Below are 22,681 nucleotides of genomic sequence, written 5' to 3' on the forward strand. Positions count from 1 at the left end.
CACACTGACTACCTACGATATCGGGTATTCCTAACCCGCGCCTGCTTATGTTAACGTCGACATACGCGGGCCGCTAGGGCATGGCCGCCCATCACCGTGGCGCCCCGCCCCCACCGACGTCCACCAGCGCCGTCGGGCAACAAACCAGGCGGGCCGCCCGGCCCGCCGCCGCACACAGGAGAGTCAGCGATGATCCTTCCCGGGCACCACGAGAACCTCACCGTCCTGCACGAGGGCGCCCTCCCCCAGCGCGCCTACTACATTCCCGCCTGCGCACCCACGCACGCAGCACCCTGGCAACGGGAGTCATCCGACCGCTTCCACCTGCTCAGTGGCGAATGGGCCTTCGCCTACTACCCGGGCCCCTACGCCGTCCCCGAGGAGTTCTGGGCGGGCGAGGCCCCCGCCGCGGACCTGGACCGCATCCCGGTCCCCTCCAGCTGGCAGCACCTGGGCTACGACCACCACCAGTACACGAACTATCGCTACCCCATCCCCCTGGACCCGCCCTTCGTCCCACAGGACAACCCCTGCGGCACCTACCTGCTGGACTTCGAGCACACCGCACCGGCCGAGGCCCCGCTCACCCACCTGGTGTTCGAGGGCGTCGACTCCTGCTTCTACGTATGGCTCAACGGCCGCTACCTCGGCTACAGCCAGGTGGCCCACGCCACTACCGAGTTCGACGTCACCGACTACCTGCTCCCCGGCCCCAACCGCCTGGCGGTGCTCGTACTCAAGTGGTGCGACGGCACCTACCTGGAGGACCAGGACAAGTTCCGCACCTCCGGCATCTTCCGCGACGTCTACCTGCTGGACCGGCCGGCCGCCCACCTGCGCGACTACGCCGTCACCACCACCCTGGACGACGGCGGAGCCACCGTCACCGTCCGCGGCGCCTTCAGCGGAGGGAGCGTCACCACCCGCCTGGAGCTGCGCGACGCCGCGGGCGCCGTCGTCGCCGCCGGCGAGCTGACGCCCCTCGCCGACGAGCCGGTGCCGGAGTCCGGAAGCGACGGCACTGAGCGGACTGCACGGGCTGAGGGGCACCGGCCAACCGACACCGGCCCCGCCCCCTTCACCCACGCCGCCGTGCTGCACGTGACCGACCCGCACCCCTGGTGCGCGGAGGACCCGTACCTGTACACGCTTCACCTCACCACCCCCGGGGAGGCCATCACCGAGCAGGTGGGCCTGCGCGAGGTCACCACCGCAGGCGGCGTCCTGTACGTCAACGGCGTCCCCGCGACCCTGCGCGGGGTGAACCGCCACGAGTCGGACCCGGTGACCGGGCCGGTGGTCGGCGTCGAGCACATGCTGCGCGACCTGAAGCTGATGAAGCAGCACAACATCAACGCGGTGCGCACCGCCCACTACCCCAATGACCCCCGCTTCTACCAGCTGTGTGACACCTACGGATTCTTCGTCATGTCAGAGGCGGACGTGGAGTCCCACGGCACCCAGGTGCGGGTGCTGGCCGACTCCTCCTGGGAGAGCCAGGTGGAGCACTGGAACGAGCCCATCGCGGACAACCCCGAGTGGATCGAGCCCACCCTGGACCGGGTGCGCGCCATGGTGGAGCGGGAGAAGAACCGGCCCTGCGTGATCTCCTGGTCGGCCGGCAATGAGTGCGCCTACGGGTGCACCTTCGAGGCGGCGCTGGCCTGGATCAAGGCCGCCGACCCCACCCGGGTGACCCACTACGAGAGCGCCTTCTACCGCGATTCCAAGCGCACCTACGACTACTCCGGCATCGACCTGTACGGGCGCATGTACCCGGGCCTGGACGAGGTGCACGCCTACCTGGAGTCTGATCCGGACAGGCCCTTCCTACTGGTGGAGTACTGCCACTCCATGGGCAACAGTCCAGGCGACCTGGAGGAGTACTGGGAGCTGATCCTCGCCGAGCCGCGCATGTGCGGCGGCTTCGTGTGGGAGTGGTGCGACCACGCCATCCGCGCCGGGAGCGTCGACGGGCGCCCCGTCTACCTCTATGGGGGCGACAGCGGCGAGACCCTGCACGACGGCAACTTCTGCGTGGACGGGCTGGTCTCCCCCGACCGCGTGCCCCACACCGGGCTGCTGGAGCTGAAGAACGTGCAGCGGCCCGCGCGCGTGGTCGCCTTCGACGCCGACGCCGGCACACTCACGCTGCGCAACGACCTGGACGCCACCGACCTGGCCGACTACCTGGAGGTCCGCTACGAGGTGCGCCGCGACGGCGTCGTCGTCGACTCCGGAGAGCTGCCGCTGCCGGAGTCGGTGCCGCCGCACACCACCGCCACCATCCCCTGCTGCGCAAGCATGCCCGAGTCCGGCCGCTGCCACCTGCTGGTGTCCTACCGGCTCAGGGCCGCGGTACCGCTGCTGGAGCGCGGGCACGAGCTGGGCTTCGACGAGGTCCCCCTGGCTAATCCGGCGCCCCATCACCACGTGTTGGAGACACTGACGGCGCTGTCGGCTACGGCCGGTCCGCGCCCGACGGCGAAGGCGGGCACCGCGCCGAGCTCGTCGGCCCCGGCGAAGGCACCGGCCCCGACCGCCAGCACCGCCAACGCGACCGCACTGGTGGTGGCCGGGGAGTCCTTCAACTACGAGTTCGACACCCGCACCGGCCTGCCCAGCCGGCTGGTGGTGGGCGGCCGCGACCTGCTCGCCCGCCCCATGGAGATCAACACCTGGCGCGCCCCCACCGACAACGACGCCGAGGTACGCAAGCAGTGGGAGACCGCCCAGTACCACCGCACCTCCACCCGGGCCTACCGGGTGGAGGCCGAGGCGCGGGGCGACGACGTCGTCCTGCTGGTGGAGCTGTCAGTCGGCGCGCCCGCGGTGCAGCCGGTGCTGCGCGCCGCCGGCAAGTGGATCATCAGCCCCACGGGACTGATCGAGCTGGAGGCGCGGATCGCGCTCGACCCGGCATTCCCACCGCTGCCGCGCCTGGGCCTGCGCCTGTTCCTGCCACCGTCCATGACGTCCGTCTCCTACCACGGGCTCGGCCCGCACGAAAGCTACGTGGACAAGCACCGCGCCAGCTACCACGGTGCCTTCCAGACCGACGTCGACGCCCTGCACGTGCCCTACCTGCGCCCGCAGGAGGGCGGCAGCCACGCGGACTGCGACTACGTGACCGTCAGCGACGACGTCGCCTCCCTGACCGCGGCCGGGCTTGGACCGCTGTCCTTCAACGCCTCCCGGTACACCCAGGAGGAGCTCACCCGCGCCCGCCACGATGTGGAGCTGCGGGCGAGCGAGACCACCGTGCTGTGCCTGGACCGGGCCATGGCGGGCATCGGCTCCGCCTCCTGCGGACCCGCCCTGGGGCAGGCCTACCGGGTGGATCCGCAGCGCCTGGCGGACCTGGACATTCACCTCTTCCTCCTTCCATCCATTACCCGTGGCGAACCGGCGCTCGCGGGTACGACTCACAGTGAGGTCAACTGATGCAAGAGAAGAAGTACCTCAAGTGGTACAACAAGGTCGGCTACGGATCTGGTGACGTAGCCGGGAACGTGGTGTACGCGCTCCTGTCCGCGTTCGTCATGATCTACCTGACCGACACCGCCGGCCTGAACCCGGGAGTGATCGGCACGCTCATGATGCTGTCGAAGTTCTTCGACGGGTTCTCCGACATCCTCTTCGGCACCCTGCTGGACCGCACCCGCACCCGGATGGGCAAGGCCCGCCCCTGGATGCTGTGGGCCTTCTTCGGCTGTGCGCTGATGATCATCGCCGTCTTCGCCATCCCGCCCAGCCTGGGTGAGACCGCCAAGTACGCCTGGTTCTTCATCGCCTACACGCTGCTGAACTCGGTGTTCTACACGGCCAACAACATCGCCTACTCCTCGCTGACGGCCCTGATCACCAAGAACAGCGCCGAGCGGGTGCAGATGGGATCGATCCGCTTCATGTTCGCCTTCGGCACCAGCCTGCTGATCCAGACCTTCACGGTCAAGGGTGTGGAGCTGCTGGGCGGCGGGGCCGAGGGCTGGCGCAGCATTGCCATCATCTACGCGCTTATCGGCTTGGCGGTGAACACGCTGTCGGTGCTGTCCGTGCGCGAGCTGTCCCCCGAGGAGCTTGCCGACCGCTCGGACATGCCCGCCGAGGACGCGCAGCGCGCCGCGGCCGCAGATGCTGCGGCGTCCGGCGGGGCCGACGAGAAGCTGCCGTTCAAGGAGTCCTTCAAGCTGCTGCTGGAGAACAAGTACTACCTGATCATCCTGGTGGTCTTCCTGATGACCCAGATCTTCACCGCGACGCTGAACATGGGCATCTACTTCATGACGTACATCCTGGGGGACGCCAACCTCCTGGGCGTGTTCGCCTGGGCGATCAATATCCCTCTGATCGCCGGCCTGCTGGCCACTCCCTGGGTGGTCTCCCGGGTGGGCGGCATGTACCGGGTGAACATCGTCGGGTACATCATCGCCGTCGCCGGCAGGCTCGGGGTGGTGGCGGCCGCCTACGCGGGCAGCCTGCCGCTGATGCTGGTGTTCTCCGGGGTCGCCTCCATCGGTATGAGCCCCCTGCAGGGGACCGTCAACGCGCTGATTGCGGAGGCCTCCGAGAACACCTTCCTGCGCTCGGGCAAGCGCATCGACGGGCTGATGTTCTCCTGCACGTCGCTGGGCGTGAAGATCGGGGGCGGCCTGGGTACGGCGCTGGCGGGATGGCTGCTGGCCGTGAGTGGTTACGTGGCCAACGCGCCGGTGCAGCCGGAGTCGGCCATCAGCATGCTGTACTTCATGTACCTGTGGATCCCGGCGATCGTGAACGGCACCATCCTGTTCCTGCTCTCGCGCCTGGATGTGGAGCGGTCCAACGACCGGTTGCGCGCGCGCCACGAGCTCGAGAAGCTGGCTCCGGTTCAGTCGGCGGAGCACTAGTCGGCAGCCGCCGTCGGCAGGCGGGCACCAGGCGTGTCCGCCCGCCGCCCGGGCCGCATTCCACGACCTCGGTGACACTGCACGACCTTGGGGTACGTTCCACGACCACCCCGGGGTCGTGGAACGCGCACGGGGGTCGTGGAGTGTGCACGGGGGTCGTGGAGTGTGGCCCAGAGGCGCAGGGGGCCGCATCCTTGCGGACGGAATTCGTGTCAGACTCCAGGTAGACAGTAGATGCGGAAGATGGCGGCACGCCGCGCCCCAGGCCACGGAGGGAGAACCAATGACCACGTACGCGACTAACGCACTGTCCGCGCCACAGACGCTTCCGCTCGGTACCGGCATCCATGGCCGGCTAGCCGTCCCGGATCAGCGACACACGCGCGGGAACACACCTGGCGCGTCTAGCGTTCTCACCGTCCGTGAGGAACCGTCGAGTACGCATGGAGTTACTACGTTGAGCAAACCTTCCACCTACACCTCGCTCGAGGTGTGCGCTGGTGCGGGCGGCCAGGCACTCGGCCTCGAGCAGGCGGGCTTCGAGCACCTAGCCCTGGTCGAGCTCGAGGACTGGGCTTGCAAAACTCTTCGCCACAATCGCTCCAAGTGGAACATCATCCAGGACGACCTCAACACATGGACGCCACCCGCGGACCTGCACCAGGTTGACCTATTTGCGGGAGGCGTGCCCTGCCCGCCGTTCTCAGTCGCAGGTCGGCAACTTGGCGCCGCGGACGAGCGCAACCTGTTCGATCGCGCTATCGACATCGTCCAGGAGATTCACCCAAGAGGGGTAATGATCGAGAACGTCCGGGGACTACTCGACCCAAAGTTCAGCGCATATCGGGAACACATACTGGCCCGACTCGCAACAATGGGTTTTGTGGGCGAGTGGCGTCTACTGAATGCCTCCGACTACGGGGTGCCCCAGCTTAGGCCGCGCGCCGTGCTCGTAGCCCTGAAGGACCACGACTGGGAGAATTTTTCCTGGCCGGCCAAGCACCCAGAGAGCGCAAAAACGGTCGGAGAGACACTCGTTGACCTTATGGGCTCGCGCGGATGGCGCGGCGCAGAGGCATGGGCGGCATCAGCCAACGGAATAGCTCCGACGCTAGTAGGTGGCTCAAAGAAGCACGGCGGCCCAGACCTTGGACCAACACGCGCGCGCAAGGCCTGGGCGGCAATGGGGGTAACAGGTAACACCATTGCGGACGAGCCCCCCGGCCCAGACTTTGAGGGAGCCCCTCGCCTCACTCCCCAAATGATGGCACGCATCCAGGGCTTCCCCGACTCCTGGGAGATTACCGGGAGAAAGACCAACGCATGCCGACAAATCGGCAACGCGTTTCCGCCGCCGGTCGCGCGCGCGGTCGGCACCAGTATCTTTAAGGCGTTCTCGGCCACCGACGCGACCACTAGCGCCCGGTAGGTGTCAGCGCGCCTCTCGTCCACCTTCGCGCTTCTCGAGCTCCTGCAGGTACTCCACCACTGCTTTCTTTGCCGCAGGCCCGCTCAATCTAACCCGGTCGTATACGTGATCAAGGTTTGACCTGCTCCGCTGCCCTCGCCTTATCCATTCCAGAAGCACGCGCTGGTCAGCCCGCTTGAGGCTGCGAACGGCTTCAACGATCGCTTTTGGGTCTGCCGCGGTCCCCGTATCGGCGCGCGCAGACTCATTGCACTTGCGGCACTCAGTCCGGAGATTGTCAAGGCTCGCAGACCCGCCATGAGCGTTCGCTACTACGTGCCCCGCCGTAAGAACGACCCTAGACCCGTCCTCGTAGTACTCACCAGCCGCGCGACCGCATATAACACACCTGCCCCCGTCACGTTCGAATACTTGGCGCCTCACTTTGGCGGATATGGCCTGCCTACGTGGCCGCGGCCCCTCGCCCGGCCACCATCCGTATTCGAGGAGCTCGCACTGCTCACCGAGTGACGGGTCCTCCTTGGCTGACAGGTACCTCCATCCGTATTCGCGCAGCTCTCTCTGCCTGCGCTGGAAGTGCTCCTGGTCAATTCCTAGGACGCTGCGTAACTCCCGCGTACTAAAGCGCTGTCCGGGCTTAACATTCCAGCGGAGCCATGCCGCCATACGCGGCAGGGACCCTTTGCTCCCAGGAACGATCTTCTGATCATGCTGTTCCCACCACAGCACGCCGTCGTTGGCATAAGCGTCAGGGGGATAGGTAAGTGCTCCATCGTCGGCCACACGGAGCATCCTACCGCCTCGGGACGCCACCGCAGCAGGTGCACGGGACCCGTAAGCGCTTCTTCCCCTTTCGCCACCCGGACCGAAGTAATTACCGGCGCTTCGTGCTGGGGGTGCGGCTGGCGGTCCGCTCTGGTCGATCCGAGGACAGCGCCCGCGCCCGAGGATCACCTCTCCCACAACCGCGCGCGACCTCCGGCGCCCATGGACGGCCACCGCGTGGTAGTTCCGAGCGGCCGCATCTTTGAGCGCGAGACGCTGTGGGTCGGCCGCCCTCGCAGCCGGCGCATCGGCATCGCATCCTCAAGCACGAGGCGCCTAACTACCTCGCCCTAATTGAACCGTCTCCCTACGCAGGGCCGGCCAGCTGCGCGACTACCTGTGCGAACGCGCTTTCGACTGACTCGTGCTCCCACACACGCACTACAACCCATCCCAGCGCCCTGAGCTTCTCGTCCGTATCCCTGTCCCGCGCCTGGTTGCGGGCGATCTTCCACTTCCACCACTCCGGGTTCCTCGTCGGCGGGACGCAGTGCTCCGGGCAGCCGTGCCAGAAGCAACCGTCAACCTGGACCGCCACCTTTCGCCTGGTGAAGGCGATATCCACCTTCCTCCGCGGCAGCCCCGGAACTACATACTGCACCCTGTACCTGAATCCGGCTCGCCACAACGCGCGGCGCAGCGCTATCTCCGGCGCGGTGTCGCGGCTGGGCAGCGCAGCGTAACGCGCACTCACCGCGCTGCTTGTGGGCCGTTCGCGGTCCGGCTCCGGCACGTGCAACGCGTCGGGAACAGCCCGTCCGCCGGCACCGCTCACATCAACCCTGCTGGCCTCCGCCATACCGATTTCCTCCCGACACGACCAGGTCGGCCTGGCCACCATGGTAGCCCCCGCCATGCCCCTGGGCATCAACGCCTAGCGCCCCGGGCAGGCCGCGCGCCGTTCCCCGGCACTTTGCCACGGCAACACCCACGGCGCGCCTCACCACGATCCCGCATCGAGAACATAACATTCACGTCATGACCGCTCCGACGCTGTCGCCCCAGCAAGACCTCGAGCTCCGCTTTAGATCCGCGACAGCACGCGATTTGCTAACCACCGGAGTGCGTGTGCTGCGCGAAGGGGGCCTGTCGGAACCGAATCGCGACTCGGTGACCACCACCCTCGCCGTGGGACTCGGCCGTTTGTACGAACTGGCGCTGGGACTGCAAGCACTGAACACCCAGGGGCAGTGGACAGCGCGTACGGGTCACGCACCCGGCCCCTGCACCGACCTGCTGTCGATGCATGACGCGGTATTCGACTTCCTCAGCCTGGCTCACTCCGAGCCCGCACCCGAGGCGAGGCGCTGGCTCAGCCGGATCAACACCGATCCGGCCATACCGCGGCTCGTCGCGGCTCTAGACGCATATTGGGATTGCGCGACGGGCGGCCCGGCTCAGGCACGGCCAGACGCCGATGCCTGGGCTGACGTCGCCGACGCCGTGCGGCAGGAACAGCCCGAGTACGAGCTCAATATCCTGGGTGGCCCGAACGGCGAGCCGGCCGAGTACCTGGCGTGGCGAAGCTCGGTGCGCAGCTCGCGCGGCGAGCAGATGCAGGACTGCGGCCACAGACTGGCCGATGGGGTGGAGACCATTTGGTTCACGTTGGGCATTTGCGGCCGTGACGGCGTGCTTGGACCGCCCGGGGAGGTCTTCGCCGCCGAGGCGCTGCCCGTCACGGGTGTCCGCTCTGCCCCGGCCGCAGCCTGAGCGGTGCCGACGCCGTCGGCACCAACGCTGCGCCCGCCCGCTCTTTATATGAGAACCGTTCGCGCATACAATTGTTCATGCCCGAGCTGGCACAGCCGCCAACGCCGCGACAACGTCGTCCCGAGCACCCGCACCACCCAGCCAGGAGGCCAGCCATGCCCACCCAGTCGAGCACTGAACGACGCAACCAACAAATGGAACGGATCCGGCACGGCGCCGGCTTCATCGCCGCCCTAGACCAGTCCGGCGGCTCCACCCCGCGCGCCCTGAAGGCATACGGCATCGAGCCCGATTCCTGGAGCAGCGAGGAGGAGATGTTCGAGCTGGTCCACACCATGCGCACCCGCGTCATGACCAGCCCCGCCTTCACCTCCGAGCGGATCCTCGCCACCATCCTGTTCGAACGCACCCTGGACTCCGAGGTCGAGGGCCGCCCCACCGCCGACTACCTGTGGGACGTCAAGGGCATCGTCCCCTTCCTGAAGGTGGACAAGGGCCTGGAGGCGGAGTCCCACGGTGCCCGTGTCATGAAGCCGATCCCGGGTTTGGAAGACACCCTGGCCAAGGCCGTGGACAAGCACGCCTTCGGAACCAAGATGCGCTCGGTCATCCTGCACGCCGACACCCAGGGCGTGGCCGCCGTAGTCGACCAGCAGTTCGAGATCGCCAACCAGATCCTCGACGCCGGACTCACCCCCATCATCGAGCCGGAGGTGGACATCAACGCTCCGGACAAGACCGGCATCGAGCTACTCCTGCTCGCCTCGCTCAGCGCCCACCTGGACGATCTGCGCGAGGGCCGGGACGTAGTGCTGAAGCTGACCATCCCGTCGGTCACGGACTTCTACCACGGCATCATGCACCACCCGCGCGTCGCCCGCGTGGCCGCGCTTTCCGGCGGCTACACGCGTGCCGAGGCGAACCGCCGCCTGGCCCGCAACCGTGGCCTGATCGCCAGCTTCTCCCGCGCCCTGCTGGAGGGCCTGGACGCCTCGCAGACGCAGGCGGAGTTCGACGCCGCCCTGGAGGCCTCGATAGCCGAGGTCTACCGCGCCTCAACCACCTGAGCACAGCCGCATGGAATGCTGGGCCGGTGAGTAGCAGACCCGTATTCCGCAAGCAGGACGATCTGCCCGGCGCCACGCGCCTGGAGGCGCAGGGGCTGGCCTGGCTCGCCCAGGCGATGGCCGACGGCGGCGCGTGCGTGGTCCCCACGCGCGCCGGCGACGGCTGGCTGGAGGAGCCGCGGCTCACCGACTCCCATATCACGCCGACTGCGGCCGAGGCCTTCGGGCGGGCACTGGCCGTCACCCACGCCGCCGGGGCGCCGGCCTTCGGTTGCGCCCCGCCCGGCTGGGACGGGCGCACCCAGATGGGGCGCAGCAACATCCGTCTGCGTCCGCACACGGTCGAGTCAAGCACACCGCGCCGCTGGGGCGAGTTCTACGCAGCGGACCGCATCGCCCCCTATATCCGCCCGGGTCGGGATGCGGGCACGCTTTCCGCCGCCGACGCCGCCCTCCTGGAGCGTGTCTGCGAGCGCCTGGCCGACGGCGACTTCGACTCCGACCAGCCCGAGCTCACCCGCCGCGCCGCAGCCGAGCGGGGCGCCGCCGGCGCCGTGGCGCGCACGCATGGGGATCTGTGGACCGGCAATGTCCTATGGGTGCCGACGGCGGAGGTGGCCGCCTGGGCGCCGCCCGCCGCCGGGCGCGGGCCGCAGCGAGACGGCGCCGAGCACGGGCACGCCACACCCCGGGAAGCGCGTCCCGTCTCGGCGGACGCGCACACCGGCCACAAGCGGCACAGCGACGGGGGCGCCGGCGGTGTCGTCGGGGTGCTCATCGATCCGCTCGCCCAGGGCGCGCATGCGGAGACGGACTTGGCCGCGCTGGGCGTGTTCGGCCAGCCGTATTTGGAGCGAATCGTGGCCGGCTACCACGAGGCCTCCCCACTGGCGGACGGCTGGCGCGAGCGCGTGGGACTGCACCAGCTGCACCTGCTGATGATCCACGTGTTCCTGTTCGGGGGCGGCTACGGGCCCCAGGCGGTGGCGGTCGCCCGCCGCTACGCCTGAGACCGACGCCGGGCAGCGCCGCGAAAGCCGACCCGCGGTCGCCGCGGCTCTGGGCGCGCCGCTGCAGGCGCGTCAGCGGCGTCGGCCGCCGCGGTCGGCCTTCACGCGGGGTGTCCGGGCGGCGGGACGCCGGCTGCTCGTCGCCCTACAGGTTCACCTGGCGGGAGATGATGCCCGCCTTGGCGCGGCGGGCCTCGGCGTCGAGCGGGGCGTCATCGGCGAGGGCAGCCTCAAGCCGCTGCGCCATGGCCTGCATGGGCACGGTGAGTTCCTCGGCCTCGGTGCCGGGCACGAGCTCCCACACGGGGATGGCCAGGCCGCAGGCGCGGAAGGCGCCGAGGAAGCGGGCGCCCTCCTCCAGGTCGGACTCGCGGGCGGCATGGATGCGGGCGAAGGCGTTGAAGAAGGCGTCCTCGTCCTCACCGCGCACCCAGCGGACGAACTCCTTGCCGTTCATGCGGCACCAGTAGGCGTGCTCGACGCCGGGCACCGGCACGGTGGGGGCGATCCCCTCCTTGGCGTCCTCCACAATCCGGAGCGCCTCGGGCTCTTCGGCCTGCTCGCCGGTGAGCCAGAAGTCGAAGGACTCGCGCACGTCGATGCTGGGGGTGTAGTCGGGGTCGAGGATGTCCTGCAGGCGCTCGCCCGGCTCGGGCAGGCCGCTGGGCGACAGGCCGGTGCCGGGCTCGAGGTCGAGGGCCTCCAGCAGTGCGGCGGCAACGTCGCGACTGGCGTCCCCGGAGCGGACCGTGGTCTGCATGGCCACGAGCACCTCGCCGTCGGCGCGCTTGAGGGAGCGGGCCAGCTCGGGCAGGAGGGTTACCAGCTGCACCTCCTGGCCACCGTGGTCGGCGTCCAGGCGGACCGTCATGGAGGCGGCGGGGATGATCTGCATCATCGCCACCAGGTCCGGCTCGGCGGGCAGCCCGGCGAAGGGGCGGGCCACGAAGGGGATCTGCTGCTTCTTGGCGGCCTTGCGGTCGCCGTCGCGACGCCGCTGGCGGTTCTTCTTCGACATGCGCGCCAGCCTACCGGCTGCGGTCGGCCGCACGGCGTCGGCGACCGACCCCGGCGGGCCGCGACAACCACCGACCGCAGGCAACGCGCCTGTACCACAGGCGGCCGGCTCCACGTGCGCCCCCGGACCACCGCACAGCGCCGCCGTCGGCCTCAGAAGTGAGAGCTGGAGCCGGAACCGGAGAAGCTGCCGCCGAAGCCGCTCGAGGAGCCAGACCCGCCGGAGGAGGACCCGGAAGAGGAGCCGGAGGAGGGGGACACGATATTGCTGTAACCGGTAACCAGGCCGTCGACGGGACGGGAGAACAGCGGCACCGCGCCGACGCCGGAGGCACCCGACTCCGAGTACGGCCAGTTCGCGCCGTACGCCCCCACGTCATGGGCACCCGGCCGGCGCACAACCGCGTCATACAGGCCCGGGGCGTCCAGGCCCACCGACTTGGAGTTGATGCGGATGGTCGCGGCCAGGTCGTAGTGGTGGCGCTCGCTGCGCGCCGAGGTGGACCACCAGCCTTGATAGTCGGCGCCCTCGCCGGCGTACTTGCCCTGCGCGTAGTCCTTCTCGTAGCGGGCCAGCCGCTTGCGGCCCGTGCTGGAGGTGTCCGCCGCCAGCGCCCGCCGAGCCAGGTCGTCGCAACGTTGGTGGACGTCCACGACCATCGCGTCGAGCTCGTCCAGGGCCGCCGTCGGCGTCAGGGCACCGGAGGCGAGCTCGCGCGTCATGGCCGCCAGCCGGTCGCGCCGTTCCCGGACCAGGTCACGGTCCGGCGCGACGTCGAAACTCACCTTGGCCTGCAACGTACTGAAGGCGACGGAGGCGCACAGAGCGGCATATGACCCGATGTCCTCGCGCACCGGCCCCTGCTCGTTCTCCCACACCTCCTCCCAGCCGGGGCCCAGGGTGAGGAAGGTGGAGGCCGCGGCGATGAAGTCGTCGAGCCGGTCCAGTTCCTCAGCCCTGTCGTCCAACTCCGCAGCATCCCCTAAGCAGCCCAGGGCGAACCACTGGGCGCCACGGGGCTCGCCGAACTCGCGGAACAGACGCACCAACTGCGCGTACCGTTCCTCGAACCAGGCGAAGCGGGCGAGCACCTGGGCGCCGTATGCGTTATCGGCGGGGACGCTGCCTGCCCGGATCTGGGTGGCGTCGTAGTCCGCGGTTACCTCGGCGAAGCGCCGCCGGGCCTGCTGCAGGCAGTCGCGCGCCACGTGGCGGAAGAGGAAGATCAACCCCAGCAGGGCGATGGCGGCGGCAATGCTCAGGCAGGTCACGAGTACCGCCACCCGTGCCGAGGTGATGGGCTTACCGAGCGATTCGGCGGTGCGCTGTGCCATGGCCTCCAGGCCCGCCCCCCACTGCGACGTGCGGAAGGAGTCCTTGGCGGCGTCCTGGATCTTCCCCTCGGTGTACTTACCGACCTTGACGTCCTCGCCGAAGTAGCAGCCGACCCACCTGCCCCGCTGGGACACTGCGAGGATCACCAGTCCGTCGGCCCAGTAGTCGGGGTCCGCGGTGGAGATCCACGACGGCTCGTGCTCTAGGGCGTAGGCGAGGACAGCGTCGTTGAAGGCAGTGTTGTTGACCACGGTGTTGTTGAGGACGGTCTCGGTTTCGACGTCGTCCATGGTGAGGATGGCCAGGCGGATATCGCGGCGGAAGCCGACGCCCTCCAGGGCAGAGCGGAGGGCGTCGTCGTCAATAATCTCGGCCTCATCGTGGATCTCGACCGCCGGGGTGTGGGTGGCGCCGAAGGGAGCTGCGAGGTACAGCGGGATCACCAGGCCAAGCGCCACGACGATCAAGAACTTGACGGCGAGCGCTACGACGGCGCGCAGGCCACCCCAGCGGACGATCAGATTGGACACGGGCACCCCTGGTTTTGCTGACTGCACACTGCTGGTCTCGCTCAGAAGCGGGAGGAGGAGCCGGAGCCGTGGAAGCCGCCGCCACTGTGACCACCGCCGCCGCTGAAGTGGCTTGAGGAGCCGGACCCGGAGAACCCGAAGGAGCCATCCCCGCTCGCGAAAGGGGGCGTGTAGGTGGACGCCCTACTGTAACCGGTCACCAGGTTGGCAACCGGACGGGAGAACCGCGGCACCGGGCCGACGCCGGAGGCGGACAGGCCCGGCGCACGCAGGCCCACCGATTTGGAGTTGATGCGGATCGTGGTGGCCGGGTTGTAGTAAACGCGGCCGCTGAGGGAAGCGGACCACCAGCCCTGGTAGTCGGACTCGCCGCTGCGGTGGACGCCCGACCGGCGATCGTCTTCGTAGCGGCTGAGCCTTTCTCGGCCCAGGCTCGAGGTGTCCGCCGCCAGGGCACGCCGGGCCAGGGTCTCGCAGCGGTGATGCACATCCGCGGCAATCGTGTCCAGTTCGCTCAGGGCGGCCGACGGCGTGAGCCTGCGCAGTACCAGGTCGAAGGTCATCGCCGCGAGCCGGTCTTCACGACTCCGGATCCAGGCGCGGTCGGATTCGACGTCGAAGCTCACGTTGGCCAGCCGGGTGCTTTCGGCAACGTAGGTGCATAGTTCTGCGTAGGAGGCGAGGTCTTCACGCACCGGCCCCTTCTCATTCTCCCAAGCCTTGTCCCAGCCGGGGCCGAAGGTGAGGAAGGCGGATGCGGCGGCGATGACGTCGTCGACCTTGTCCAGCTCCGTGGCGCTGTCGGCCAGCTTCTGGGCATGCCGCCGACGACCGCCCATAAACCACTGGGCGCCGCGGGGGGAGCCGAAGTCGCGGAACATGCGCACTAGCCCCGCATAGCGCTCCTCGAACCAGGCAAAGCGGGCCAGCACCTGAGCGCCGTGGGCGTCATCAGCGGGGATGGTGCCGGCGCGGATCTGGGTGGCGTCATAGTCGGTGGTGATTCGCGTGAAGTGGCGGCGGGCCTGCCTGTAGGCGTCGCGCGCCTCATGGCGGGACCAGAACATCCACGCCAACAGCGTAAGGGCGGCGGCCAGGCTCATGAACGCGACGTACAACGCCATCTCCGTGGACGCGATCGGCCTGCCGAGCGAGTCGGCGGTGCGCTGTGCCATGGCCTCCAGGCCTGCTTCCCAGCGCGCCATGCGGAAGGAGCCCTTCGCGGCGTCCTGGATATTCTGCTGAGTGCGCAGGTCGACCTTGACGTCCTCGCCGAAGTAACAACCGACCCAGCGGCCCCGCGGCGAGACGGCGAGGATTACGAGCCCGTCGGCCCAGACGTCGGGGTCTGCGGTGGAGATCCACGACGGCTCGTGCTCTAGGGCGTAGTCGAGGACGGCGTCGTTGAAGACGGTGTCTGACTCGGCGTAGCGGTCGACGTCGTTGGTGGTGAAAACGGCCAGGCGGATGTCGCGGCGGAAGCCGACGCCCTCCAGGGCGGGGCGGAGCGCGTCATCGTTGAGCGCGTCGGCCTCATCGTGGATCTCGACCGCCGGGGCGTACGTGGCGCCGAAAGGGTCCAATACGTACAGCGGCACGAATACGCCGAGCACGATGATGAGCAGAGACTTGACGGTGAGGGCGGCAACGGCGCGCAGGCCACCCCAGCGGATGATCAGGTCGGACACGTGCACCTCCGGAGCATTCTTGCAGAACAGTAACGGTACCGGCACGGCCGGGCCATGGGGAGCGCTGCCCGCGCGCCGGGCGGCGGGAGGTGGCGGCGGGCGGCGGGAGGTGGCGCCAGGCGGCGGGCGGACAGGCCTAGCGCCTACTACGAACTTTTGCACCCTGGTGTGCAGGTATTTGCCATACACCAGGGTGCAAAACGTCGTAGCAGAGGGCAAAGGTTCGCAGTACACCCGCCCAGCGCCGAGGAGGCCGACGGGCCCTGCACCGGCGCGGCCCACGGGGCATACACCGGGCATACACCGGGGGCGGCCAGGGCGGACACAACTTCCCCGCGATTTCCAAGGTCTGGTGGGGGTGATCGTCCAGGCGGGGCGGGTTATATGAGTCCTGCCGCCGGACGGTGCGGGTCGCGAGGGTTGGGGAGCCCGATGACCGACCCACCACCGAGGACAGGCCGGGTACATGGGAGCCCGCGCCATTCCGCTCCGGCGAAGGAGGCGCGAGCCCCCGGGATGTGGGAACCCCGGGGAGGCTCCCCTCGACGCCACGGGCCGGCGGGACCGGGAGAGACAACCCGGCCCCGCCGGCCAGCTCACACTTTGGGCGACTGTCACATGCCTGCGAGCAGGTACTTACGGCGGCGGCTCGTAGGCGGCGCCGTCGCGACCACCAAGCCACGCTCGACAAGTTCCCGCAACACCGGCCGAAGCGCAGTTAGCGTCTTGCCAGTAGCCTTTGCTGCATCCCGAATGGAAAGAGCTTCGTCCGCACTCAGGACGGCAAGGATCTCCCACTCAGCTCTCGTCGCCTCAACGCTCCTTGTCTGATCGGCGAGCGCATAGGGGCCGTCATTCATACCCACCAGGAGACCGTCAGCGACAAGACTCGCGAGAACGTGACGCAGAGTGTCCATCGGTGACGTTTTCCTTGGTGCGATCACCCCAGAAGCCGCCAGGGTTGATGACCTCGACGCGATCGGCATACACATTGACAGCAACCTGCTGCCCTGTAACGAAGTGGGAGTAGTCGCGGTGCATGACCGCGTTGGCAATTGCCTCCCGCAGGACGTCCTCCGGAATCTCGGGAATGTCGGTACCACGGGCCCCTTCAACGATTCGACGCGCGCGTAGGTTGCGCATGACGGTGTGTACGGCATCGTCAATTGCCTGCGGCAGTGGACCATCACAGTTACGGCGGTCTAGGAATCTGACGGTGGGGTCCTGAGACTTGGTGGTACCAGGATGAACGGTTACATCGATGGTCAGCTGGGGATACTCCTGTTGTGGGTAAGTACCGAGAGCCAGATAACCGGCCAGGGTGGGAGTGCCGTCGACCGTAAGAGCGTTAAGCCTCTGCAGTGCGGATACGTGATCATCCGGGGCGAGCCCTGTGAGTGCACGCGAGCCGCTTGCCCGTACCCTTTCCACCGTGCGGCTCACCAGGTCCGGATCGAGATCTGCGAAGGTCCGCCCGCCAACAGGCTGGCGATCGGCATGATCGTTGACGTTCCGAGTCCTCAGGAGGTGTACCTCGTACGTGGTCAGGCGCTTGTCCGCATCGCCGACTCGCTTATAGCTTCCCCGTTCCAGGCCCTGTGCGACGACGTGTTCCTGAAGTTCCTCGTCAGTCACGACCTCAGTGCACGTCAGTGAGAACCTCACTCTATAGAGTGAGCACGTCAGTGACCTGAGTGAAGTCGTCGCTGAGAGCAGTGGGTCATGCACCCGCGCAGCGAACGGGTTCCAGGCGTGTTGGCGGATGGCCGACGCGGTAACTGCCACCGCACTTACGGAGTACACACAGGCCTACCGCCGCACCGTTGCCTCCGCCTCGCCCGGGGTATAGCGTCGTTACCGTCTCGACGATGAAGTCTGCAGCCCGAGGAGACCGCCGTGAGCAGCGACGCCCACACCACCGACCATGCACCCGTCCCGGCCGCACAGCCGCCGCGATACCCGCGTCACCCCTCCGCACCCAAGCCCACGCGCCCCTACAGCGCCCCTATGCCCGACCAGAGCCCGGCCCCACCCCCGGACGAGCCGGTGCGCTTCGGCGTCGTCGGCGCCGGCTGGCGCGCCCGCTTCTTCCTGCGCCTGGCCGCCATGGCTCCCGAGCGCCTGGAGTGCGTGGGCGTCCTGGCCCGCCGCGGCGAGGCTCGCGCGGCCCTGACCGAGGAGTTCGGCGTCGCCACCACCGACTCCCTCGACGGCCTGCGAGCCCGCTCCCCCGAGCTGGTCGTGCCGTCGGTGAGCTGGGCCGCCATGCCGGACCTCATCCGCGAACTAGTGGACCGCCGCGCCCCCGTCCTGGCGGAGACCCCGCCCGCGCCCGACCCCGACTCGCTGCGCGCCCTGTGGCACGACGTCGGCGCCTCCGGGCTGGTACAAGTCGCCGAGCAGTACACGCGCATGCCCGGTCACGCCGCCCGCCTCGCGGCCATCCGCGCCGGCGCCATCGGCACGCCCGCCTGGGCGCAGGTCTCCTCCACGCACGGCTACCACGCCGTCTCCCTGCTGCGGCACTTCCTCGCCGACGACGACGCCCCGCTGGACGGTCCCGTCACCGTCACCGCCCGCAGCTTCCCGGCACCGCTCCTCCAGCCGCTCGGCCGCGACGGCTGGAGCGCCGTGCCCACGGTTGAGTCCGGCCAGACGGTGCTCGCCACCCTCGCCTTCGACTCCGGCCGCACCGGCGTCTACGAGTTCACCTCTAATCAGTGGCACAACCCACTGCTGTCCCGCCGCGTGCTGGTGCGCGGCACCCTGGGGGAGATCGTCGACGACGCCGTCACCCGCTGGGTGCCCGACGCCGGGGCGGTGACCAGCCGGATCGAGTACCGGCGCACGGGCCGCGACCTGAACCTCGAGGGCAACGACCTGATCCACGCCAGCCTGGACGGGCGGGTCCTTTACCGCAACCCGTGGGTGGGTACGCGCATGAGCGAGGACGACCTCGCCGTCGCCACGATCCTGGCCGACGCCGGCCGCTGGGTGCGCGAGGAGGGACCGGCACCCTACCCGCTGGCGCAGGCCTGTCAGGACCACCTGCTGTCATGCGCCATCGATGAGGCCGCCGCGTCCGGCCGGGACGTGACCACCGACGTCGAGGACTGGGCCTAAGGGCCGGCGTCCACCGACCAGGACTGCCAACTACTGACAACTACTGTTAAAAAATTAACAGTAGTTGTCAGTAGCTTGTCAGTAGCGGGTACCTGCGGAATCCACATCTTCGGCCGTACGTACCTGCTGGTCAGGCCCCGGGGATGACCCACGTAGATCGCGGGTCTCGCGGCGACCTACCGGTGCGCATCACCAATCCCTCGGCCTCCAGAGCCTTGAGGCGCTTCAACGCCGTTTGGCGGGTGACACCCATCGCGTCAGCGATGTCCGCAGTACCGAGCGGCCCGGTGCTGCGCAGCAACGCCATGGCATCGAGCGCGGGCCGGCCAAGCCGGTCGGCAACCGTCGTCGATATTCGCGAGGCGGCATCCAGACTCACTATTACGCTCGTCGACGTCTGCCGGTACACCGGATCGCCGAGACCTGCCTGGCGCATCTGCCCCACCATGCGACGAATCCCCTCACCCAGTTCCTGAGCGAATCCCAGGTCCGAGCAGACGCGCGCGATACGCGGGTTACGCGCATATCTGGCGATCTCAAGCGGTCGGGACGGGTCGACCAGTCCGGGGAAACGGCCCGGCGAGGAGACCTCAATACGATGTGGGAAGATCGAGACCCGGATGTGGTCACCAGCCATCGAGTACGAGCGGTGGATGACTGCGTTGACGATCGCCTCCATCCACGCCTCGCGAGGAATGACATCCACCGGACCGAATTTGCCATCTACGCCGAGTGCACGACGGCGTGGAGCCCACTCCTCGACCAAGGAGAAGGCGGCTTCAATCATCTCCGGGATCGTGCCCTCCAGGCGGCGATCACCATCGGCAACCATCGTCTGGCGTGATCCCACACCGGTCTCATCGGCCTGGTATCGCAGCACGCGCACGAGTGCCTGCGGGAGGAAACGCTGCGGGTGCACCCCCACCAGGAGCAGTCCGGCAACCGTCAATCGATCATCGGGAGTTACTAGAGAGCGTGCGCGCAGTACGTGCAGGTCATCCCCTTCCGCGCCAATGACCTTCCGAAGTGCGTCTACACGAGCCGAGTCCACACCTTCGAGGCCGACTGGAGCCGGCTGCGCCTCATAGGCATCGGCCTCACGGTCGTAGACGAGTTCCTGCCAGGCTGTCCGACTCAGCGTGATGGTCGAGTCACCCGCCCGAATGAAGGCCTCCTCGTCGGTGCGTTGATGGGCGTGACGACTCGGCTCCACCAGAAACACCAGGACATGGTCCTGCGTGTGGTCGGAGCGTTCGACCGGCATCTCCTCCGCCCTGAGCACGAGTGGCGGATCGATGAGATCAACCGGGACCCGGCGCAGTCGGTTGACCTTGCGGGTCTCGCCGTCAATACCTTCAATCCGCCCCTCGCTGACCCCCACAGCCACCATACCGCCTTCGGCATTGGCCATGCCGATCAGCGCGGCAGCGAGCCGCTTGGCGTCGACGCGCACCGACTTGCGTTCAAACCATTGGGTCTCCGGCGCACCAGCGAGCAGCATCCCGCGCTGCCGCGGTTCTGCCACCGCCAGCGCATCGATGTCGATCTTGCCTGTCGGCTCTCTCGCAGCCATCTTCACAGACCTACTGTAAAGAAATCAACAGTAGTTGTCAGTAGCTTGTCAGTAGCGGGCGCCGCGGCGGCGTCGGCGGCGCCCCTCAGGGGCGCACCGCGACGGCCTCGATCTCCACGCCCGCGCCCAGCGGCAGCGCCGCCGCCTGGAAGGCCGCCCGGGCGGGCAGCACCGCGCCGGTGAAGAAGCGCGCGTAGACCTCGTTGACGGCGGCGAAGTCGGCGATGTCCGCCAGCAGCACCGTGGTCTTGACGACGTGCTCGTACCCCAGGCCGGCGGCCTGAAGGATCGCGCCGATGTTGGCCAGCACCCGCTCGGCCTGGGCCACGATGCCGCCGTCGACCAGCTTGCCGGTGGCCGGGTCGAGCGGCACCTGCCCGGAGATGTAGACGGTGGCGCCGCTGCCCGCGCCGGTGGACACGGCCTGGGAGTAGGGTCCGACGGCGGCCGGGGCGCTGGTAGTGGCAATGGCGGTCTGTACAGCGGTCGACATGTCGGCATCCTAGCCGCGCGCCACAGCCCGCCATCCCGCGAGACCGGCGCCAGTAACACGCCGAGACCGGCACTAATGACACACCGAAACCGGCACCAATGACGCGCCGAGGCCGGTCTGCCCGGGCAGGCCCGCGCCGCCCCACGGACCGCCGCCCTGCCCGCTCCAGCAAGACCAATACGTCCGACTTCCGGGATTCCCGGGACATGCCCCGTGGTCCGTGACACACTGCACCCATGCACGAACGCGCAGGACTTCCCGCCCAACCAGAGGACCTCATTGACGTCGATGAGGTCGTCAACGCCTACTACGAACTTGTCCCCGACCCCGCGATCCCGGCCCAGAAGGTCGTCTTCGGCACCTCCGGCCACCGCGGCTCCTCCCTGGACACCGCTTTCAACGAGGCTCACATCGTCGCCACCACGGCGGCAATCGTCGAGTACCGGCGTTCCCAGGGAACCGACGGCGTGCTCTACATCGGCCGCGACACCCACGCCCTGTCCGAGCCGGCCTGGCGCACCGCCATCGAGGTGCTCTCGGGCGCCGGCGTCACCACCGCGATCGACGCCCGCGGCTCCTACACGCCCACCCCCGCCGTCTCGCACTCGATCCTGCTGGCAAACGGCGCCGGCACCGAGTCCGGCGTGCGCACCACCGGCCCCGGCCTGGCCGACGGCATCGTCGTCACCCCCTCGCACAACCCGCCCCGCGACGGCGGCTTCAAGTACAACCCGCCCCACGGCGGCCCCGCCGACTCCGACGCCACCAGCTGGATCGCCGCGCGCGCCAATGAGCTCCTGGCCGACGGCTGGCGCGATGTGCCGCGCGTGCCGATCGCCGAGGCCCTGGACGGCAACTACGTCGTCAAGCACGACTACCTCGAGACCTACGTGGCCGACCTCGAGAACGTCATCGATATGGATGCCATCCGCGACGCCGGCGTGCGCATCGGGGCCGACCCCCTGGGCGGCGCCTCGGTGGACTACTGGGGCGCCATCGGCGAGCGCTACGGGCTGGACCTGACCGTGGTCAACCCGAAGGTCGACCCTGCCTGGTCCTTCATGACCCTGGACTGGGACGGCAAGATCCGCATGGACTGCTCCTCCCCCAACGCCATGGCTTCACTGCGCAACGCCATGACCCCCGACGCCGACGGCAACACCCCCTACGACGTCGCCACCGGTAACGACGCCGACTCCGACCGCCACGGCATCGTCACCCCCGACGGGCTGATGAACCCCAACCACTACCTGGCCGTGGCCATCGAGTACCTGTTCACGCACCGGCCCGGCTGGCCCGCGGACGCCGCCGTCGGCAAGACACTGGTGTCCTCCAGCCTCATCGACCGAGTCGTGGCCGCCATGGGCCGCAAGCTGGTGGAGGTGCCGGTCGGCTTCAAGCACTTCGTGCCCGGCCTGCTGGACGGCTCCGTCGGCTTCGGCGGCGAGGAGAGCGCCGGCGCCTCCTTCCTGCGCAAGGACGGCACCGTGTGGAGCACGGACAAGGACGGCATCATCCTGGCCCTGCTGGCCAGTGAGATCATCGCCGTCACCGGCAAGACCCCCTCCCAGCTGCACGAGGAGCAGGTGGAGCGCTTCGGCGCCTCCGCCTACGCCCGCATCGACGCCGCCGCCACCAAGGAGGAGAAGGCCAAGCTGGCCGCGCTGTCGCCGCAGGACGTCACCGCCACCGAGCTGGCCGGGGAGCCGATCACCGACCGCCTGGTGCGCGCCCCCGGCAACGACGCCCCCATCGGCGGGCTCAAGGTCACTACCGCCAACGCCTGGTTCGCCGCGCGCCCCTCGGGCACCGAGGACGTGTACAAGATCTACGCCGAATCCTTCAAGGGCGCCGACCACCTGGCGCAGGTCCAGGAGGAGGCCAAGCAGGTGGTCTCCGCCGCCCTCGGCGGCTGACCGCCGCGCGGTAGGCACAGCACCACGCCACAACACAGCCGGGGTCCGGCGATGGGACGTCCCATCGCCGGA

The 22,681-nt window shown here is 68.6% G+C and carries 17 protein-coding genes; 8 read left to right on the forward strand and 9 right to left on the reverse strand.

Going from position 1 to position 22,681, the window contains the following annotated elements:
• Positions 1–189 precede the first annotated feature (189 nt).
• The 3 genes from GZ998_RS02205 to GZ998_RS02215 all read left to right on the forward strand — a co-directional run bounded on the left by GZ998_RS02205 (position 190) and on the right by GZ998_RS02215 (position 6,318).
• On the forward strand, positions 190–3,444 hold the full coding sequence (locus GZ998_RS02205; RefSeq protein WP_219108707.1) for a glycoside hydrolase family 2 TIM barrel-domain containing protein: 3,255 nt from the start codon (positions 190–192) through the stop codon (positions 3,442–3,444).
• Positions 3,444–4,889 carry an MFS transporter gene (locus GZ998_RS02210; RefSeq protein WP_219108709.1) on the forward strand — a complete coding sequence of 482 codons (1,446 nt, stop codon included), beginning with the start codon at positions 3,444–3,446 and terminating at the stop codon, positions 4,887–4,889. The genes GZ998_RS02205 and GZ998_RS02210 overlap by 1 nt, the downstream gene beginning before the upstream one ends.
• Before the next feature lie 457 nt (positions 4,890–5,346).
• Positions 5,347–6,318, forward strand: a complete 972-nt coding sequence (locus GZ998_RS02215; protein WP_257504930.1) for a DNA cytosine methyltransferase — start codon at positions 5,347–5,349, stop codon at positions 6,316–6,318.
• Positions 6,319–6,321: 3 nt separating this feature from the next.
• On the opposite strand, the gene GZ998_RS13455 is transcribed toward GZ998_RS02215, so the two are convergent.
• Together GZ998_RS13455 and GZ998_RS02225 are read right to left on the reverse strand one after the other, a co-directional pair.
• Complete coding sequence (locus GZ998_RS13455; RefSeq protein WP_374939145.1) at positions 6,322–7,110, reverse strand: HNH endonuclease; 789 nt, start codon at positions 7,108–7,110, stop codon at positions 6,322–6,324.
• 340 nt (positions 7,111–7,450) lie between these two features.
• Positions 7,451–7,942, reverse strand: a complete 492-nt coding sequence (locus GZ998_RS02225; protein WP_219108715.1) for a very short patch repair endonuclease — start codon at positions 7,940–7,942, stop codon at positions 7,451–7,453.
• 179 nt (positions 7,943–8,121) lie between these two features.
• Here GZ998_RS02225 and GZ998_RS02230 point away from each other — a divergent pair, with 179 nt between their 5' ends.
• From GZ998_RS02230 to GZ998_RS02240, 3 genes are all read left to right on the forward strand, one after another.
• The gene (locus tag GZ998_RS02230; RefSeq protein ID WP_219108717.1) at positions 8,122–8,856 is read left to right on the forward strand and encodes a hypothetical protein; all 735 of its coding nucleotides are present in this window, start codon (positions 8,122–8,124) and stop codon (positions 8,854–8,856) included.
• 155 nt (positions 8,857–9,011) lie between these two features.
• On the forward strand, positions 9,012–9,923 hold the full coding sequence (locus GZ998_RS02235; RefSeq protein ID WP_219108719.1) for a fructose bisphosphate aldolase: 912 nt from the start codon (positions 9,012–9,014) through the stop codon (positions 9,921–9,923).
• Positions 9,924–9,949: 26 nt separating this feature from the next.
• On the forward strand, positions 9,950–10,933 hold the full coding sequence (locus tag GZ998_RS02240; RefSeq protein WP_308807136.1) for a fructosamine kinase family protein: 984 nt from the start codon (positions 9,950–9,952) through the stop codon (positions 10,931–10,933).
• A 145-nt stretch (positions 10,934–11,078) separates the two neighbouring features.
• Here the strand turns inward: GZ998_RS02240 and GZ998_RS02245 are convergent, their stop codons facing one another.
• The 5 genes from GZ998_RS02245 to GZ998_RS13370 form a co-directional block, all read right to left on the reverse strand.
• Complete coding sequence (locus tag GZ998_RS02245) at positions 11,079–11,951, reverse strand: DUF5926 family protein (RefSeq protein ID WP_219108721.1); 873 nt, start codon at positions 11,949–11,951, stop codon at positions 11,079–11,081.
• 152 nt (positions 11,952–12,103) lie between these two features.
• The gene (locus tag GZ998_RS02250) at positions 12,104–13,816 is read right to left on the reverse strand and encodes a DUF5129 domain-containing protein (RefSeq protein ID WP_219108723.1); all 1,713 of its coding nucleotides are present in this window, start codon (positions 13,814–13,816) and stop codon (positions 12,104–12,106) included.
• Between the two features lie 41 nt (positions 13,817–13,857).
• Positions 13,858–15,504 carry a DUF5129 domain-containing protein gene (locus GZ998_RS02255; RefSeq protein WP_219108725.1) on the reverse strand — a complete coding sequence of 549 codons (1,647 nt, stop codon included), beginning with the start codon at positions 15,502–15,504 and terminating at the stop codon, positions 13,858–13,860.
• A gap of 614 nt (positions 15,505–16,118) precedes the next feature.
• Positions 16,119–16,364, reverse strand: coding sequence for a MarR family transcriptional regulator (locus GZ998_RS02260; RefSeq protein WP_162679295.1), 246 nt, complete (start codon positions 16,362–16,364; stop codon positions 16,119–16,121).
• Between the two features lie 16 nt (positions 16,365–16,380).
• On the reverse strand, positions 16,381–17,139 hold the full coding sequence (locus GZ998_RS13370) for an ATP-binding protein (RefSeq protein WP_219108727.1): 759 nt from the start codon (positions 17,137–17,139) through the stop codon (positions 16,381–16,383).
• A 261-nt stretch (positions 17,140–17,400) separates the two neighbouring features.
• On the opposite strand from GZ998_RS13370, the gene GZ998_RS02270 reads away from it, so the two are divergent.
• Complete coding sequence (locus GZ998_RS02270) at positions 17,401–18,627, forward strand: Gfo/Idh/MocA family oxidoreductase (protein WP_219108729.1); 1,227 nt, start codon at positions 17,401–17,403, stop codon at positions 18,625–18,627.
• Between the two features lie 130 nt (positions 18,628–18,757).
• On the opposite strand, the gene GZ998_RS02275 is transcribed toward GZ998_RS02270, so the two are convergent.
• Positions 18,758–20,200, reverse strand: a complete 1,443-nt coding sequence (locus tag GZ998_RS02275) for an ATP-binding protein (RefSeq protein ID WP_219108772.1) — start codon at positions 20,198–20,200, stop codon at positions 18,758–18,760.
• An 85-nt stretch (positions 20,201–20,285) separates the two neighbouring features.
• A complete protein-coding gene (locus GZ998_RS02280; RefSeq protein WP_219108731.1) occupies positions 20,286–20,693 on the reverse strand; it encodes a Rid family detoxifying hydrolase in 408 nt (135 codons plus the stop codon).
• A gap of 236 nt (positions 20,694–20,929) precedes the next feature.
• Between GZ998_RS02280 and pgm the strand changes: the two genes are divergently transcribed.
• Entirely contained in the window at positions 20,930–22,609 is a 1,680-nt protein-coding gene (gene pgm, locus GZ998_RS02285; protein WP_219108733.1) for a phosphoglucomutase (alpha-D-glucose-1,6-bisphosphate-dependent), read from the forward strand.
• Positions 22,610–22,681 lie beyond the last annotated feature (72 nt).

Source organism: Actinomyces sp. 594 (genome assembly GCF_019325145.1).
Classification (GTDB): Bacteria; Actinomycetota; Actinomycetes; order Actinomycetales; family Actinomycetaceae; genus Actinomyces.